The following is a 17,098-nucleotide window of genomic DNA, read 5'->3' on the forward strand; positions in this document are numbered from 1 at the left end:
TGTCACTCCTGTTTTACTGACGTTTGGCAATTCCGTATCGGTCGGACAACGCCTCTCCCAATATATTGAAGGCCATTACCACCGCCAGAATCATGATACCTGGATAAATCATTAATTCCGGATGACTGCGGATGTATCCCGTTCCCTCATGGATCATGGCTCCCCATTCAGGAGTCGGCGGCTGGATGCCTAGACCCAGGAATGACAACGCGGAGATATCCATGATCGCCCAGCCCATCTCTAGCGTACCAATGACCACAATCGGCCTCAGCACATTCGGAATGATGTGGCGCCGGATAATGGCCCCTGAGGAAGAGCCGCTGATCCTCGCGGCCGCTATAAAATTCTGCTCTTTCAGACTGACGACCATATTGCGGCACATTCGGGCATAGTACACCCACTGCACCAGCATCAAGGCAAACAACACCTGCATGAGACCCGGCCCAAAAATACCGACAATGCCGAGCACAAGCACCAAGTTGGGAAACGCCATAATGCCTTCGCAAAACCGCATCAGTACACTATCGACCCAACCGCCCAAATAACCTGCAACTGATCCGATCACAACACCGATACTAAGCGAGGACAAGAAAATTAATGTCGCAAAGCCGAGCGAAATTCGCGCTCCATACAGTAGCCGGGATAGATTACACCGACCCAGATGGTCCGTCCCCAGCCAATACTCTTTTGAGGGGCCTTCCAGCTTATGCAGTAAATTGACTTTAACCGGATCATGTGGAGCCAGCCATGGAGCCAGCGCCATTATGATAAAAAGGGCTACCAGCACGACAGAGCAAACCACGATTACCTTTTGACCTTTGAACATTTTACGCAACCTTATCTGCACTGCTCTGCTCGTCCCTTCGAAGAAATTCGGGGGTCCATATACAAATGCACCAGATCAACGAGCAAATTGCATACGATGAACAGGCATGCCGCCAAAAACACATAGCATTGTATGACGGGAATATCCCGGTTAAAAATGGCTTCCACGAAATAACGGCCAAACCCAGGCCATGAAAACACCTGCTCCACAATAATCGTTCCAGTCAGCAACTTGCCCAGGTTCATGCCCATACTTGTTATTAGCGGAGTAATGGCCATTTTGAGTATGTGCCTGAGCATAATCACACGCTCGCGTATTCCTCTGGTTCTGGCATACTGGACATACGTTTCCTGAAGCTGTTCCAGCACACTGGAGCGCAACAGGCGCGTATATAAAGCAATCAGAACCAGCGACAGAGTCAACGTCGGCAACACCAGATGCTGCCACGTTCCCCGACCCTCTACAGGTAGCCAGTCCAATCGTACAGAGAAAAAGAAGATTAACAAATATCCCAGCCAGAACTGGGGAATAGATGCCCCGAAATACGAAATCCCTCGACTCAGTATGTCGATCCAGCCATTTTTACGCATCGCCGCCAATACACCCAGCGGGATGCTCACCACGATGGATAATGCCATGCTGCTTAAGGCCAGCTCAACAGTGGCAGGCAATCGAGCCTTCACCTCATCCCACACTGGCTTGTTGGTCAGATACGAAGTACCAAAGTCCAACCGGCTGATTCTTTCAAGTGTATGCATATACTGTGTCAGCAATGGCTGATCCAGCCCGAACTCATGCCTCTTCTGCTCCAGAATTTCCGGGGTAGGATAAATATGGGCAGCCGTCAAGTAAGCCTCAGCCGGATCAACCGGTGAAATATGAATGAGTGCAAAGGTAACGAGGGTGGCAAAGAGAACAATAGGGATGACCGCTACCATTCGCTTCCCGATATAGCTAATCATAAGTTGTCCTCCTATCCTGTAAATTAACGTTACCTTCCCGTTTCAGCTACTTTCCAATTTCAATTCCCTCAAATGGATTTTCATCCCGATTAGCTGGGAATACAAAGTTGGTAATCTTTTTCTGATACACTGCCGTTTTCTTAATATACGAAATAGGCACAATTGCAGATTGCTCCTGAAGTGTCTTCAAGATTGAGGCGTACAGCTCCTGACGCTTGGTTTCGTCTGTCGATGAAAGTGCTTTGTGTACTTGCTGATCCAGATCCTTCTTCATCGGAAGGGCGCTCAGCACCTCAGAAATTCCGAAGCTCTTCTTGGCAATAACATTAATAAAGGAATGCGGATCATAAGGCGCACCATAGTTGTACCAGAAATATAGATCAAACTGGTTGGATCTAAGCCGCTTGATTTGAACCGTCAGCTCCAGTCCGGTCAGATTCACTTTGACACCCAGCTCTCCCCATTCAGCCTGAATGGTTTCAGCCATCGCCTTTTGAATCGGATCGGTCTTATCGAAAATCAGCTCAAAATCCAGCTGTTGTCCATCTTTCTCCCGAACTGTGCCGCCTGCGGGCAGCTTCCAGCCAGCCTCATCCAACAATGCTTTGGATTTTTCCACATCATAGCCTATTGGCTGTAAGTCGACATTCGTATACGGATAGTTTTTAGATAAAACCGTATCTGCTGTTTCCTCCAGCCCCGAGGTTACGCCTTCCACCATCGCCTGCTTGTTAAATCCATGCTGGAGTGCCAGACGCACCCGAAGGTCTGCCAACTTGGGATTGGACGAGTTGAGCAACAGACTTCTTGTGCCGACAGGCTCGGACAACGTGGTAACATATTGATTCGTGTCGCGAAGCTGTTTGAAAGCATCCAGACTAATGACACCCTCTCCATAGATCAGATCCAGGTCGCCTTTTTCAAAGGCCATTACACGTGTTTCACCATCGGGAATAATTTTGACCGTGATTTTGTCCACCTTCGGTGCAGTACCCCAATAATTCGGATTACGCTTAAAAGTTGCATACTCATCCTGCTTGTATTCATCCAGCATCCAAGGTCCTGTACCTACAGGTTTCTTAATTCCTTTGGACGTATCTCCATCATCCGGGAAACCGGCTTCACCCAGAAAACGGAACGGGCGAACGACAGACAGATCCTGAATAACTGGGTAGTATGGCTCTTTGAGCGTCATTCGAAACGTACTGTCATCTACAGCTTCAGTTTTGTCGAGAACGCCTACTATACCAAGCCAGCTATGCGTTTTCTCATTTTTCATAATAGCGTCAAAGTTCTTTTTGACAATCGCTGCATTAAATAGCGTTCCATCGGAAAATTTCACACCTTTACGCAGCTTAAACGTATATGTCTTGCCGTCCTTGGATATGGTCCAAGATTCAGCCAAAGCAGGCTCCAGCTTACCTCCTTGCTTGTAGCTGACTAACGGCTCATAAATCATGGATTGTGCAAAAAGCTGGGAAGGGTTGTATACGTGAGGATTCATTGTACCAATGTCCCGTGGCCACGATAGCGTGATCGACTTTTCATTGGCAGCTCCGTTAGCAGAGGTGGATGCAGGTGTGTTCTCCTGCTTCGCGCAGCCCAGAATAACGGATAATAAGAGGAGCGTTACCAACATAAAGGTGGCAGTCTTGCGGTGTCGAACGGACATCAATGTATTTCCCCTTTTCTATATATGTGATAATGATTATCATAATCATATTTAGAATAGGTACCACATTATATTTTGTCAACAATATTCGACAAGCAAAGCTCTTATTTATTTTGAATTTGCATAATATTAAATTTATGGATTAATCCGCCAACGTTTGAAATAGAGTACGCGTGTATTCATGCTTCACTAGTTCTTCATCCCAATCCTCAAATATTTCCACGATCTCTCCCTGAACCATGACGGCAACACGATCACAGAACGTACGGGTGGATTGAAGATCATGGGTGATGAAAAGATAGGACAACTGACGTTCGAGCTGCATTCTTTTGAGCATGTTCAGCACGGAGGACTGGGCTGTCGTATCCAGATTGGCGACGGATTCATCGAACAGGATGATTTCTGGTTCAACCGCCAACGCCCGAGCAATGCACACCCGCTGTTTTTGTCCACCGCTTAGCTGCGTAGGGTATTTTTTGAGATTGTCAGCCTTCAACCCTACCGAATTCAGTAGGGAAAGGCAGATATCCAGTGCCCTTACTTTTCGCTCAGGAAAATAGTTACGAATCGGCTCCATCAGAATATCTCGAATGGTCATACGGGGATGCAGTGAGGAGGCCGAGTCCTGCGCGACTAACTGGATTCGTTTGTACAGATGAATATCTTTCATCCTTCCAGTATGTATGGGCTGCTGATCCAGCCAGATTTCCCCCGAGGTCAAGGACTTCAGCCCCAGGATACACTGCGCCAGCGTACTTTTGCCACTTCCGCTTTCTCCAACCAGTCCAAGGCATTCTCCCTGTCGTAATTCCAAACTCACTTTCTTTATTACCTGCTCACTTTGTTTCGTATTGAACCAGCCTTTTCTCCGTCTGCGGACAGGATAAGCTTTGGTGACGTTCTTCAATTCCAATATCACGGTTGCATCCTTCCTTCCGGGGTCATCTCCAATACTCGATCTGCTACGCGACTCATACCCTGGCGATCATGTGAAATCAACAAAATAGTGAGCTCGAAATCCTCTCTCAACTGTAAAAGCAATGCCAGAACCTTGTCACGGTTGATCACATCCAGCGCTGTAGTGGGCTCGTCGGCAATAAAGAGACGTGGGCCGGAGCTTAACATTGCAGCCAGCAGCACCCTTTGGCACATACCTCCGCTTAGTTCAAAAGGATATGATGACAGAATATACTCAGGATCGGCAAAACCGACCTTGCGGAGCAGAGAACACAAATAAGCTTCCTGCCCTGGAGTAGTGCGGCCTCCAGCCAGCTCCGTGACACGGTTCAGTATCTGTCGCATCCGTGAGGTCTGCTGTGATGCAGTGTGGGACGGGACAAGATCAGCCTGCCTCTTCTGGGCATGCATCTGGCGCCGTCCGTGCAGTCTAAGCGTATCCGTCAGCTGGGCGCGGACGGTACGGATCGGGTTCAGCCCGCTCAGCGATTGTTGAATGAGCAGGGCAATATCCTCACGGCGCAGTCTTTGCCAGCGCTGTTCATGGAATGGGATAATGTCTTCCCCGTTATAGTAGATGCACCCTTGCGTAACACCAACACTTGGGTCCAGCATACCCGCGATTGCGTGTGCGGTCAGGCTCTTGCCACATCCACTTGGTCCAGTCAGAGCCACAATTTCCCCTGGGTAAACGGAAAAGTTCACATCTCGCAGTAGCGGATTGCTCCCGTTCCCGCTTCCGCCTGCTCCTGCACCTGTACGACTAATCTCCAAATGTTCCACGTGTAACAACGGTTTTCGTACGTAAGCTTGCTCTATTGTATCCTTCCACCCTATGACTGTTCGTTTTCCCACTATTTCGCCGCCCCCTTTTCTGAAAAATGATCACCCAGAAGCTGACAGGCAAGCACAAACAGCATCATCGCCAAACCCGGAAAGATCATAACATGCGGAGCCACCTGAAAATACGAGGTTGCATCATGCAGCATCACACCCCACTCTGGCTTGGGCGGCTGTACACCCAGCCCAAGAAAGGATAGCCCCGCGATCATCAACACCACGTGTCCAATATCCCATACCGCATATACCAATAATTGCGGCCATACTTGTGGCAATACATAACTTCTTAGTATGCGCACGTGTGAATTGCCGGACAAACGGGCATACCGTACATAGTCCTCCTGGCAGGCTTTTTGAACCAAACTACGGATATAGCGGACATAGCCCGCCCACCGTACCGCAATAATCGCTAAGGTCATGTTGACGAAACCCGGCCCCAAAATACCCACAATCGCCACCGTTAAGATAATATCGGGAAAAGCCAGTACGCCATCGATTCCCCGCATAATCAGCTGATCCACGCGTCCTCGCACATAACCAATGAGCAAGCCTGTGGGCAGACTAATACACAGCGTAGCTACCGTAATCGCACAAGCGATTAGCACGCTTGTCCGAATTCCATAAATGAGCCGTGACAGCACATCCCGACCCAGATGATCCGTACCGAAAAGATATTTACGGCTGGGTGGTGCCAAACGGTTCAGAAGGTCCACATGCAGAGGATCATGAGGAGCGGCCCATGGAGCCAGCAACCCAAGCAGCACGATCAGGCCAAACAGTGCGCCCCCTGCCAGCAAGCTTCCTCTAAAGGAAAGCCGTATCTTTTTCATTCTCAGCTTCCCCCTTAACGCAAACGCAGCCTTGGATCTATCACCGTCTGAACCACATCCACCAAACACTGAACACCTACAATTAAAAACGCGGCAAACATAACATATCCCTGAATCACCGGGTAATCCCGCTGCGTAATTGCATCTATAAAATACTTGCCCAACCCTGGCCATGAAAAAATGGTTTCTACGATGACGTTACCTGCCAGCATAAATGATAGATTCGTACCTAACAGCGTGATCATAGGCAGAACGGCATGTTTAAATATCTCAAAAAAGAGAATATGCATACGTGAAAAACCGCGAGCCCTCGCCGCTTTCACAAAATTTCGGTCACTCAGCTCCAGCATTTGAGCCCGCAATACACGAGCCTGCACCGTTCCTAATCCTGCACCAAGTGTCAACGCTGGGAGTACTAAATGTGTCCAGTCCTCCCTTCCCATGGATGGGAGCCAGCCCAAGCGAACGGAAAATAGATAGATCAGCAGAAAACCAAGCCAAAAAGAAGGGACCGACGATCCCAGCAAAGCAAACAGCCTGCCCAGACGATCTAGTGGACCGCTGACTTTTAGCGAGGCAGCCAGTCCCATCCCAAGCGTAAGCACCGTCATGACGGCAAAGCCCGCCAAAGCTAGCTCCACCGTGGCGGGCAGTCTGCTCCATAGTTCGTTTAGCACCGACTCCTTGGACACATACGAGGTTCCCCAATGCCCTGTGAACACATCCCTCAACCAGTTCACATATTGAATATGAAGCGGCTCATTCAAGCCCAGTTCGTTTCGCAGCGCGGTCAGCGCCTCCCCAGAAGCAGGAACATTATGTGCGGTGAGTAAAATGAGAGCAGGATCACCAGGGGCCAACCTCATCAGTACAAAAGTCAGCGTAGATACAACGAATACAATGATGGGCAGCTGCGCCACACGTTCCAGTATAAAACGAATCATAGGATACGTTGCTCGTTATTCCGCAATATCGGATTGCGCTGTAATGTAGTAATACTCGATCGGATGCGGCGTAAAGCCCTTCACTCCTTTTTTTACACCAAACACATTGTCAGGATGCACAATGAACGACTGCGGCAAATCTGTATTGATGATATCCAGCGCTTGCAGTGTTACCGCATTACGCTGTGCGGTATCCTTTGCCAACTTCAGGCTGTGAAGAATATTCTCCAGCGGTTTGGAAGCATAACGGCTTACATTCGCTGCACTTGTAGAGGAGTAGAACATGTCCATAAAATATTGCGGCTCCCCTGTATGGGCCGTGAGCATGCTGTACATAGCAAAATCCCAATCGTTTTTGGTCAACGCCTCGTCGATATTTTCCACCTTGCGAATCTTGACCTGGATTCCCTCATTTAGCAATTGGCTCTGAATCACCTCAGCCATGACGGATAGCTCCGGACGCTGAGGGAAGGTCAGCAGTGTAACCTCGAATGGCTTACCCTGCTTGGTCCACGTACCTTGGGCATCCTTCTGCCAGCCATCCTTCGTCAACAACTGCTCCGTCGTTCCGTCCAATGCTTTGCGCTCAATCTTACCGAAGGGAAGAATACTCGGAAACGGGCTGCTTGCTTCCGTACCAAATCCCCTCATGACGGCGCTCACAATGGATGCGCGCGGAATCAGACTGTCCACCACCTTACGGTTGGTTGCATCCTTGAACACAGGCGATTCCATGTTGTACACAATCATATGGGTGCGCAAGGATGGAGCCGACAGCACTTGTAGCTTGTCGTTCTTTTTTAATACCTCTGCGTTATCTACCGGAATATCCGTCGCTACATCCACTTCACCAGACTGCAACGCCATCAGGCGCGAATTACCGTCTGTAATGAATTTCATCGTCGCTTCAGCCAGTCGTGCCTTTTCGCCCCAGTATCCGTCATAACGCTCGACGACCAAGGATTGATCCTTGTTGAAGGCTTTAATTTTGAAAGCACCTGTCATCGCAGGGTAGCTCTGCTCATCTTTCATGGATGCCACATCCAGCACGATCGTTGACGGATCAGCCAGATTGGATACCAGCGCTGCATTCGGTTGGTTTGTCGTAATTTCTAACGTCAGCGGACCAGTTACATCAATGGACTTCACATCCAGTAAATCCTTCGCCAGATGGCTTTTCTCGATTGAGCGCAGCAAAGATGCTTTTACACTTTCTGCATCCATGCTCTTTCCATTATGAAACGTGACCTTATCCTGCAAGCTGAACGTCCACACGTTAGGACTGTCATGTTCCCACTCCTTGGCTAGCCAAGCCACAGGCTCCAGCTTTTCATTCAAACGAATGAGTGTCTCACCGGCACCGGAACGCATCACGTCCCAGCTATTGTCTCCATGCGGATCGACGCCTGACGGTTTCCACGTATACGCCATCACCAGCTTTTTATCTGCTTGAGTCTGTTGTGCAGACCTGTTCTCACCCTTGCCCGAGCTATCCTCCGTCTTTGTGGCTGTGCCACATCCCGAAAGAGCCATGACTGCCATCAGCAGTAGCCATCCTGTACATATGAACCATGAACGCCTATTACGATTGCCTATCATCCCACATTTCCCTCTCTATCTTGTAAAATCGTATAAACCTAACGCAAAACGCGAAAAAAGCATTCCCGACCACCTGATCAGCAGTCAGAAATGCTTTCATTATAAAATGTCAAAACTCACCTCAAAGTCAACTCCAAAACATAGAAGGAATCAGATTGGTTTCAGACATTCCGTATGCAGCACGCCTAACCACCTCCCCAGCATCCCGTGGGTCTGACAGTGATGTCAAAACAGGCAGGTCTCCTGACTCCAAGCGTATCTTTCAGGCCTTCCCGGTTCCTCACAGTTCCAGTGGCTTGTTCTGAAAGCTCCAGCATTACCCTGCTGATGCCTGTATACAGTGGCGGGTCCGTGTCGGAATCTACCGAACTTCCCTTTTAAGTGAACACGCTCAACAACTATCTACATCGTCTCTACGAAACTTCGTACATAGAGTTGTCCGGCTCACACCTGTTTTCTTCCTTTATTCCTTTTTATTACGAATTAGGATTATCTTATTTTGTTGCTACTGGCTTGTCAACAAGTGTAGCGTAATATTTTAAATTTGAATGATATAGTGTGAATCAAGACCAAGGCTATTCATTGCTTGCGCGCAATTGAAGGTATGTCTTAACGTTGCGTGCACGAAATTCACGTGCTAAAATTAGGTATAGAGATAACCACCGTATCCGTATACTAAAAAGAGCCTTCGCCGCGCCAACGGCAAAGACTCTTAGGACTTGAAGGGCTGTGGATCACCACGGCGCGCTAAATGCTTAGCTAAACCCACCGTTAGGCGCCTAACCTAATCAAGCGGTGGGTTTTCGCTTGTTCCGAAATTTCCGACGCAGCCAGCGATAAAGTTTACGAATACTAAACACCAGGCTTAGTAACGTAACCATCCAACGTAGCACATCGTAGCACGACACAAGGTTGACCATCGGCTTCACCCCCTTTCGGGAAGCTGCGCCGTGGTCCGAAAACATCCACCACTATTCAAAGTCCATAAGGTAGATTATACCATTCCCTCATCTACTACTCTAGCAAACTTTTCTACTAGGTTCTCAATCCCCCATTTTCATACAAGAAGAGGGTTATCAATAACTTCATGCTACTGAACAAATAATCATTCTGATTACCGCCATGCCAAACAGCCGGAAAAGAGGCTACGTCCTCTCTCCGGCTGTTTTTGTTTATTTCCTATTCATCAAACCTTCTGTGGAACTTCTGAGACATTAACGCTTTTGACCGATTCACCCTGTTTTCTTGCCAAAACAATGTTCAAGACAATTGCCGTAATCGAGCCAGATACGATGCCGTTTTGCAGCAGCATTTTGGCAAAGCTCGGCAGTTGGTCGAACATTTGCGGCAGAACAGCTGAGCCTAGGCCCACGGCAATACTGCATGCTGCAATCAGCAGATTGCTTTCTTTCCGCAGATCCACTTCTGACAAAATAGACATGCCTGATGCAGCAACCGAGCCAAACATGACGATCATCGCCCCGCCCAGCACAGCGTTAGGAATCACTGTCGTCAAGGCAGCCAGCTTAGGCAGCAAACCGAGGACGACCATGATGCCGCCCGCAGCAAAAATAACGTTACGTGATTTGACGCGAGTCAGCGAGATCAGACCCACATTTTGCGAGAAAGCCGTGTAAGGGAACGCATTAAAAATACCCCCTAGCATAATCGCAAGTCCTTCCGAACGCAGTCCATTGACGATTTGCTTTTGCTCCACTTTCTGATCAATCGCCTTGCCTACTGCCAGATAAACCCCCGTAGACTCGACCATGCTCACAATATTGACGATAATCATCGTACATATTGCCATAATGCTAAACTCCGGCTTGCCAAAATAAAACGGCTGCGCAATACTCACCCATGAAGCATCCGCTACGGGGGCAAAATGCACCATTCCCATCGCATAGGCGACTACAGTACCCGCGAACAGACCAATAAGAACGGAAATCGAGCGTAAAAAGCCTTTAGCCACTCGATTGACAAGCAGAATAACCAGTAGTGTAACCAGCGCCAGCAGCAAATTACGCGGCTGTCCAAAATCCGCGCTGCCTTGACCACCCGCTACATTGTTCATCGCCACCGGAATAAGGGACAAACCGATAATCGTAACGACCGAGCCAGTAACCACCGTTGGGAAAAAGCGTAACAGCTTACCATATAGCGGTGCCGCAAGCACCACAAATATACCGGACAAAATGATGGCACCGTACGCTGTCGCCAGATTTGAGGTCGAAGCAATTGCGATAATGGGTCCTACTGCCGTAAACGTACAGCCTAAAATGACAGGAAGTCTGCTACCGAAAAAGCGTGTCCCCATAATTTGTAATAATGTAGCAATCCCACAAGTGAATAGATCAGCAGCCACTAGATAGGCCATCTGGGCTGGCGTCAGGTGCAGCGCTCCCCCTACAATCAGAGGAACGGCAATGGCTCCGGCGTACATCGCCATGACATGCTGGAAGCCCAGCGCAAATAATTTTTGTTTACTTAACATCCCACATTCTCCTTAACGGGAGGAATCACCTTGCCAGCTTCCTCTATAAAATGAACTTCGCCCGGTGTCATGGAAGCGATACGCGCCAGAGAACGTACGGCAATGCCTCTTTGCTCCAACAGTCCGCGTCCTTCCTGAAAGCTCTTTTCAATTACGCAGCCAACTCCGGCCAGCTCTGCTCCTGCTTCCTTCACAATATCGGTAAGTCCGACCAAAGCTGCACCAGTTGCCAAAAAATCATCCACGATCAGCACATGGTCGCTAGCATCGAGATATTTTTGGGAAATGCTCACCTGATAGGTTTCCTGCCGAGTGAACGAGTGAACCTCTGCGAAGTATACCTGTTCATTCAGCGTGATCGCCTTCTTTTTCTTCGCATAAATGAACGGTACTCCCAAAGCAATAGCAGTAGCCATAGCAAATTGAATACCACTAGCTTCAATAGTAAGCACCTTGGTAATTGGAGCACTGCCAAACAGACGTGCAAACTCCTGACCAATCTCCAATGCTAATGCTGTATCCACCTGATGGTTCAAAAATGAATCTACCTTTAACACCGTATCGGATAAAATTTGTCCCTCTTGACGAATACGTTCTTCCAAAGCTTTCATTATGCGAATATCGCTCCTCTGTACTTAAAATAGAATAAAACCTGCCAAAACCAAAAAAGGACAAGCTCCCTTGAGTCGTTTCTCAAGTGAAGCCTGTCCTTGGGGTCGTAATCCCTGACGGATTGGCGCACAAATAAAATGCCCGCATTCATCCGAAGCTGATGCGCTATCACTCATAGTCGGACGATTACAGTGGTCATCCGGTAGAAACTTTTGGGCCATATCCCCAATATTATACGAGTCATATGAAATTGATATCTTGTATACTACACCCTCTGGCGGGCGGTTTCAAGACTATTTTTCATACAAACAGCGGCATTTGGAGAACCTTCCACAATTTGAATATCGCAGCCATACACCGATCCATGTTTGAAGTATATATATAGTAGAAAGCAGATATTAAAAAACGGAAAACAATACAAAACAACATTTAATTTTACTTTTATTTTTAAATTCAAAAATAAAACCAATAATAAGGTTTCCGTTTATGTTGACTGCACAGACAAACGGAAGTAGTATGGAGTTAGTTAAGAAACAAAAGGCAGTCTTTCAGGCTGCCGGGATTTCATCCATGCAAGGAGATTAGATATGAACAACTATCTTGCTGTTGATATTGGAGCTTCAAGCGGAAGACTCGTGAGTGCAACTCTACAAGGTGAACAAATTCACTTGCAAGAGCTTCATCGTTTCAACAACTCCTTTACTGAAAGGAACGGGCACGATTACTGGAATATAGACAATTTATTTGATGAGATCATCCAGGGACTGCAAAAAGCCAAACAAAATGGAATCGATTCCTGTACGCTCGGCATTGATACATGGGCTGTAGATTACGTGTTACTTAATAAGGAAGGTCATCGCATCCATGAGATGTACGCATACCGCGATGCACGCACTCTACATGCGCCTGATAAGCTGCACCAGCTCATCAGCCGAGAAGATGTATATGAGAAAACGGGCATCCAGGAACTAAACTTTAATACCCTATATCAACTGTTCGTCCATGATCGGGAACAACTCGCCCAAGCAGATAAAATATTGATGGTACCCGATTATCTGTACTATCGCCTGACAGGCATTATGGTCAATGAAATGACCAATGCATCCACGATGCAGCTTCTCAACGTGAACACTCGTGAGTTTGATGAGGACCTGCTCTCCCTGCTCCAACTTCGGCGCAATCAGTTTTCAGAGCTGGCTGAGCCTGGACGCGTTCTGGGCCCCATCCTGCCGGAGCTTGTTCAGAAATACGATCTTCCAGACTGCCAGCTCATCCTTGTGCCTACACACGATACCGCCTCGGCGGTTGCAGGTGTTCCATCACCGCGAGAAGAGTCTTGGGCTTATATTAGTAGCGGAACATGGTCGCTACTGGGTATGGAACGATCCCAACCCTTGAATACCAAACCAGCTATGCAGGCGAACTACACCAATGAGTGGGGCGCTTACGGCACATACCGTTTTTTGAGAAATATCATGGGCTTATGGATGATTCAGGAGGTTAGAAGAGAAGGTGGTTCTGCACATAGCTTTGCCGAATTGGCCCAATTGGCTTCAGCAGAGACACCATTTGTCAGTCTTGTCCTCTGTAACCAATCCTCATTCTTAAATCCGGATAGTATGACTCTTGAGATTCAGAGGTTCTGTGAAGAAACCGGGCAGCCTGTCCCACACACACCTGGCGCACTTGCCCGCTGTATTTTTGACAGTCTGGCTTTAAGCTACCGGGATGCTTTACATGAGTTACAACGTTTAACAGGAGAAACGATTACCAGATTGCACATTGTCGGCGGAGGTGCTAACAACGAATTACTATGTCAGCTAACATCCGACCTTTTAGAAATTGAGGTACAGGCAGGGCCTTCCGAATCGACGGCCATCGGCAACATTATCGTACAATTAATCAGTTCTGGTGCTTTTGAAGATCTGAAAGCTGCTGGCCGAACCATAGCCAATTCCTTTCCGACTCGGCTATATGAGCCGCAATCGGTGGAAAGCATGGGAGAGCTTCTGGATCGCTGGGAACGCCTCAAGATACAAGCAACATCCCCTTATTCACATATCTCAGTAAAGGAGTAAAACCATGAACGAAGCCATTGAAGCGAGTTATAACGAAGCGAAAAAGCTGTATGCCCGCCACGGTATTCAGGTGGATGACGTTTTACGTAAACTCTCACAAATCAAAATATCACTACACTGCTGGCAGGGAGACGATGTGCAAGGATTCCTATTCAACGATAAACAGCTTAGCGGAGGAATTGCCGTAACAGGCAGCTACCCGGGCAGAGCAGGCACGCCAGATGAGCTGCGTCAGGACTTAGAAAAGGCTTTATCGCTCATTCCCGGTAAACACAAGGTTAACCTGCATGCGATCTATGCGGATACTACAGAACAAGTAGATCTGGATCAACTGGAGCCACGCCATTTTCAGAACTGGGTAGACTGGGCCAAACAGCAAGGGCTTGGACTTGATTTTAATCCGACCCTATTCTCCCACCCCAAAGCGGAAGACGGCTTCACCCTAAGCCACAAGGACCCGGAAATTCGCGATTTCTGGATCACACACTGTAAGAAATCACGCAGAATTGCAGAATATTTTGGTAAGGAACTCGGTCAGCCTTGTGTCACAAATCACTGGATGCCGGATGGTTACAAGGATACCCCGGTGGATCGCTTGGCTCCAAGAGAACGTCTGCGGGACGCTCTGGACGAGATTTTCAGCGAGGAAATTAGTGCAGATTACAACATCGATGCAGTTGAAAGTAAACTGTTCGGCATCGGTTCGGAAAGCTATGTCGTCGGCTCTCATGAGTTCTATATGGGTTACGCCCTGACACGGGGGAAATCTATCTGTCTCGATTCCGGTCACTTCCACCCGACAGAAGTCATTTCGAACAAACTGTCCTCTGTGCTGATGTTCACCGATCAATTATTACTCCATGTCAGCAGACCCGTTCGTTGGGATAGCGATCATGTCGTGACGATGGACGACGAATTGCTGGACATTGCCCGTGAGCTCGTTCGCGGTGAGCTGCTTTCCCGCACTCATATCGGCCTTGATTTCTTTGATGGCAGTATCAACCACGTGGCTGCTTGGGTCATCGGAACACGCAACACCATTAAAGCGTTGCTTCGCGCCATGCTGGAGCCGATTGAGGAACTGAGAAAAGCCGAAGAGAAAAAAGACTTCACTACGCGACTTGCCCTGGTGGAAGAGTTTAAATCCTATCCGTTTGGGGCTGTATGGGATTACTATTGCGCTCAAAACGGCGTTCCCGTTCGTGAGGAATGGCTAACCGAAGCTAAAAACTATGAACAACAGGTCCTGCTGAAACGGTAACTACTGCACTGATCATTTTATATTAATATCATCCAAAGGGAGAGATCATCCATGACTACTGTGCTGGAGAATCAAAAAGAACGAAAATCAGGACTGGATATCCCATTTGTTCGCGAGATGGCGGAAATTACGCAAAACATGTGGAAATTCGGCTGGGATGAACGCAACGGAGGAAATGTAAGCTATATTTTGGATGAAGCCGAGGTTGCCAAATATATTGATATTCATAAAGTTATTCGAACGATTAGACCTGCTTTCCCAGTGAATGAACTGGCAGGTAAATATTTTATCGTCACTGGATCAGGCAAGTACTTCAAAAACGTTATTGCCGATCCGGAAGCCAATTTAGGAGTCCTGCGTGTATCCCAAGATGGTGAGCAGCTAGAAATTTTGTGGGGCCTCAAGCATGACGCGGTTCCTACCAGCGAATTGCCGTCTCATTTTATGAGCCATATTGAGCGCTTGAAGGTCGATCCCAACCATCGGGTTGTAATCCATAATCATGCCACCCATGTCATTGCTATGACCTTCATTCATAGTCTGGACGAAAACCAATTCACCAAAACGCTGTGGGAAATGTGTACCGAATGTATCGTAGTCTTTCCAGACGGTATCGGTGTAATCCCTTGGATGGTGCCAGGCTCCAGCGAAATCGGCCGTGAAACAGCGCAAAAAATGAAGGATCATCACGCTGTATTATGGCCTCATCACGGCATTTTCGGAACAGGTAGCTCCATTGATGAAGCGTTTGGCCTGATTGAAACGATTGAAAAAGCAGCGCAAATTTATATGCTGATTGCTCAGCATGATATCCAGCAACGAATTACAGATCAGGAGCTGTCGGATCTGGCTAAAGCCTTTAATGTTACTCCAAAAGAAGGAATCCTGAACGTATAAATACGGGCTAATCGTATAGCATAGAACTCTATAAGGCTCCACGGCTCGTCTCAAACCAGCCATGGAGCCTTTACCGTTTTAATTCTATAACCCTAAATTCCAATGAATTAACTTGTAATTGTACTTTCCTTTATATACAATAAAATCAAAATTCCTTATCTCCACCAAAGGAGAGGTGACAATGATGAGAAGAACAAAGAATGAAGATCACTTCGACATCGTGGAAGACCATTATTTCACAACAACCGAACTGGAAAAATCCAGTGCCATTTGGCCAGTCAGACTGGGTGTGGATATTTCGAAGACAAGCTGTCATGTCGGCCCCAAGGCTGTCCCTTATTTTTATTTTATTTTTGTACTTGAAGGTCAGGCTGAGTTCATTTATAAGGAAAAGAAGTATCGTGTCCAAAAGTCTGATTTGTTCTGTTTTTTCCCCCATCTTGCCTATGAATATTACACCGACCAAGAGCACCCATTACAAAAGGTATGGATCGCCTTTGAGGGACCAAAATCTCTGGCGCTGCTGGAGCGGATCGGGATTAACCCTTCTAAGCCATTTTTAGCTAACGCAGTGAGCGAGGACATCCTCGAACTGATCTCCAACCTATTTTCCATCGTCAACGACCACAACAGACAGGCCACCGATCTGGCCCGCTTAATTACACTACATCAGATCTTCGAGGAGTTGTCCCGCAACACATCTGACGCGCTGCGCAACTCTGCATGCTCTGATTATTGGCTCCAGCAGGGGAAGGATTACATCGAAATGCATTATTGTGACCGTGTTACAATTGAGCAAATTGCCGAGCATGTAGGGGTGGATCGTGCGCATTTTTCACGTAAATTCCATTCCACCTTCCTCATCTCCCCCGCCAAGTATTTACAAACCCTCAAGATTAACGAAGCCAAAAGGTTGCTGGAACAGACTACTTACAATTTGTCGATTATCGCCCAATCCATCGGCTATACCGATATGTCCACCTTTTCCAAGGCATTTAAGAAAACAGCAGGAATTCCACCCCGAGAGTATCGCTTTCGGCATCAATCCCGGCAAGAGATCCGCACTGCCAACGCTTAGTCGGAATCCAGTAATGATCAGGAGAACCACCATCATACGGCGGCTCTC

The 17,098-nt window shown here is 47.7% G+C and carries 14 protein-coding genes and 2 riboswitches; of the genes, 4 read left to right on the forward strand and 10 right to left on the reverse strand.

Going from position 1 to position 17,098, the window contains the following annotated elements; all coding sequences use genetic code 11:
• Positions 1 to 13: 13 nt before the first annotated feature.
• The 10 genes from nikC to ACN6NF_RS24600 form a co-directional block, all read right to left on the reverse strand.
• Positions 14 to 826 carry a nickel ABC transporter permease subunit NikC gene (gene nikC / locus ACN6NF_RS24555; protein WP_474320103.1) on the reverse strand — a complete coding sequence of 271 codons (813 nt, stop codon included), beginning with the start codon at positions 824 to 826 and terminating at the stop codon, positions 14 to 16.
• Between the two features lie 11 nt (positions 827 to 837).
• On the reverse strand, positions 838 to 1,788 hold the full coding sequence (gene nikB / locus ACN6NF_RS24560) for a nickel ABC transporter permease subunit NikB (protein ID WP_474320104.1): 951 nt from the start codon (positions 1,786 to 1,788) through the stop codon (positions 838 to 840).
• Positions 1,789 to 1,834: 46 nt separating this feature from the next.
• Positions 1,835 to 3,460 carry a nickel ABC transporter substrate-binding protein gene (nikA, locus tag ACN6NF_RS24565; protein ID WP_474320105.1) on the reverse strand — a complete coding sequence of 542 codons (1,626 nt, stop codon included), beginning with the start codon at positions 3,458 to 3,460 and terminating at the stop codon, positions 1,835 to 1,837.
• A 142-nt stretch (positions 3,461 to 3,602) separates the two neighbouring features.
• Positions 3,603 to 4,379 carry an ABC transporter ATP-binding protein gene (locus tag ACN6NF_RS24570; protein WP_474320107.1) on the reverse strand — a complete coding sequence of 259 codons (777 nt, stop codon included), beginning with the start codon at positions 4,377 to 4,379 and terminating at the stop codon, positions 3,603 to 3,605.
• The gene (locus tag ACN6NF_RS24575; protein ID WP_474320108.1) at positions 4,376 to 5,272 is read right to left on the reverse strand and encodes an ATP-binding cassette domain-containing protein; all 897 of its coding nucleotides are present in this window, start codon (positions 5,270 to 5,272) and stop codon (positions 4,376 to 4,378) included. The genes ACN6NF_RS24570 and ACN6NF_RS24575 overlap by 4 nt, the downstream gene beginning before the upstream one ends.
• The gene (locus tag ACN6NF_RS24580) at positions 5,272 to 6,087 is read right to left on the reverse strand and encodes an ABC transporter permease (RefSeq protein WP_474320109.1); all 816 of its coding nucleotides are present in this window, start codon (positions 6,085 to 6,087) and stop codon (positions 5,272 to 5,274) included. Before ACN6NF_RS24580 ends, ACN6NF_RS24575 begins: the two co-directional genes overlap by 1 nt.
• 14 nt (positions 6,088 to 6,101) lie before the next feature.
• Positions 6,102 to 7,031 carry a nickel ABC transporter permease gene (nikB, locus tag ACN6NF_RS24585; protein WP_474320110.1) on the reverse strand — a complete coding sequence of 310 codons (930 nt, stop codon included), beginning with the start codon at positions 7,029 to 7,031 and terminating at the stop codon, positions 6,102 to 6,104.
• Positions 7,032 to 7,046: 15 nt separating this feature from the next.
• Positions 7,047 to 8,630 (reverse strand): ABC transporter substrate-binding protein, encoded by a 1,584-nt coding sequence (locus tag ACN6NF_RS24590; protein WP_474320112.1) that lies wholly within the window; start codon positions 8,628 to 8,630, stop codon positions 7,047 to 7,049.
• A gap of 216 nt (positions 8,631 to 8,846) precedes the next feature.
• Positions 8,847 to 9,051: riboswitch (cobalamin riboswitch) on the reverse strand.
• Between the two features lie 765 nt (positions 9,052 to 9,816).
• A complete protein-coding gene (locus tag ACN6NF_RS24595) occupies positions 9,817 to 11,124 on the reverse strand; it encodes a nucleobase:cation symporter-2 family protein (RefSeq protein ID WP_474320114.1) in 1,308 nt (435 codons plus the stop codon).
• Positions 11,118 to 11,735: a xanthine phosphoribosyltransferase gene (locus ACN6NF_RS24600; protein ID WP_474320116.1), complete on the reverse strand. Its 618-nt coding sequence runs from the start codon at positions 11,733 to 11,735 to the stop codon at positions 11,118 to 11,120. The genes ACN6NF_RS24595 and ACN6NF_RS24600 overlap by 7 nt, the downstream gene beginning before the upstream one ends.
• Before the next feature lie 156 nt (positions 11,736 to 11,891).
• Positions 11,892 to 11,995: riboswitch (purine riboswitch) on the reverse strand.
• A 328-nt stretch (positions 11,996 to 12,323) separates the two neighbouring features.
• Between ACN6NF_RS24600 and rhaB the strand changes: the two genes are divergently transcribed.
• The 4 genes from rhaB (at position 12,324) to ACN6NF_RS24620 (ending at position 17,050) form a co-directional block, all read left to right on the forward strand.
• Positions 12,324 to 13,814, forward strand: coding sequence for a rhamnulokinase (gene rhaB / locus ACN6NF_RS24605; protein WP_474320118.1), 1,491 nt, complete (start codon positions 12,324 to 12,326; stop codon positions 13,812 to 13,814).
• Positions 13,815 to 13,818: 4 nt separating this feature from the next.
• Complete coding sequence (gene rhaA, locus ACN6NF_RS24610) at positions 13,819 to 15,075, forward strand: L-rhamnose isomerase (protein WP_474320120.1); 1,257 nt, start codon at positions 13,819 to 13,821, stop codon at positions 15,073 to 15,075.
• Positions 15,076 to 15,126: 51 nt separating this feature from the next.
• Entirely contained in the window at positions 15,127 to 15,972 is an 846-nt protein-coding gene (gene rhaD, locus ACN6NF_RS24615) for a rhamnulose-1-phosphate aldolase (RefSeq protein WP_474320122.1), read from the forward strand.
• 181 nt (positions 15,973 to 16,153) lie between these two features.
• Entirely contained in the window at positions 16,154 to 17,050 is an 897-nt protein-coding gene (locus ACN6NF_RS24620; protein ID WP_474320123.1) for a helix-turn-helix domain-containing protein, read from the forward strand.
• The last annotated feature ends 48 nt before the right edge of the window (positions 17,051 to 17,098 follow it).

This window comes from Paenibacillus sp. TSM33 (assembly GCF_056099025.1).

Excerpts from the sequence above, each read along its gene's own strand:
- rhaA (WP_474320120.1), top strand. The coding sequence starts at position 13,819 with ATGAACGAAGCCATTGAAGCGAGTTATAACGAAGCGAAAAAGCTGTAT.
- nikB (WP_474320104.1), bottom strand. The coding sequence starts at position 1,788 with ATGATTAGCTATATCGGGAAGCGAATGGTAGCGGTCATCCCTATTGTT.
- ACN6NF_RS24595 (WP_474320114.1), bottom strand. The coding sequence starts at position 11,124 with ATGTTAAGTAAACAAAAATTATTTGCGCTGGGCTTCCAGCATGTCATG.
- ACN6NF_RS24600 (WP_474320116.1), bottom strand. The coding sequence starts at position 11,735 with ATGAAAGCTTTGGAAGAACGTATTCGTCAAGAGGGACAAATTTTATCC.
- ACN6NF_RS24620 (WP_474320123.1), top strand. The coding sequence starts at position 16,154 with ATGATGAGAAGAACAAAGAATGAAGATCACTTCGACATCGTGGAAGAC.
- rhaB (WP_474320118.1), top strand. The coding sequence starts at position 12,324 with ATGAACAACTATCTTGCTGTTGATATTGGAGCTTCAAGCGGAAGACTC.
- ACN6NF_RS24580 (WP_474320109.1), bottom strand. The coding sequence starts at position 6,087 with ATGAAAAAGATACGGCTTTCCTTTAGAGGAAGCTTGCTGGCAGGGGGC.
- nikC (WP_474320103.1), bottom strand. The coding sequence starts at position 826 with ATGTTCAAAGGTCAAAAGGTAATCGTGGTTTGCTCTGTCGTGCTGGTA.
- ACN6NF_RS24590 (WP_474320112.1), bottom strand. The coding sequence starts at position 8,630 with ATGATAGGCAATCGTAATAGGCGTTCATGGTTCATATGTACAGGATGG.
- nikA (WP_474320105.1), bottom strand. The coding sequence starts at position 3,460 with ATGTCCGTTCGACACCGCAAGACTGCCACCTTTATGTTGGTAACGCTC.
- rhaD (WP_474320122.1), top strand. The coding sequence starts at position 15,127 with ATGACTACTGTGCTGGAGAATCAAAAAGAACGAAAATCAGGACTGGAT.
- nikB (WP_474320110.1), bottom strand. The coding sequence starts at position 7,031 with ATGATTCGTTTTATACTGGAACGTGTGGCGCAGCTGCCCATCATTGTA.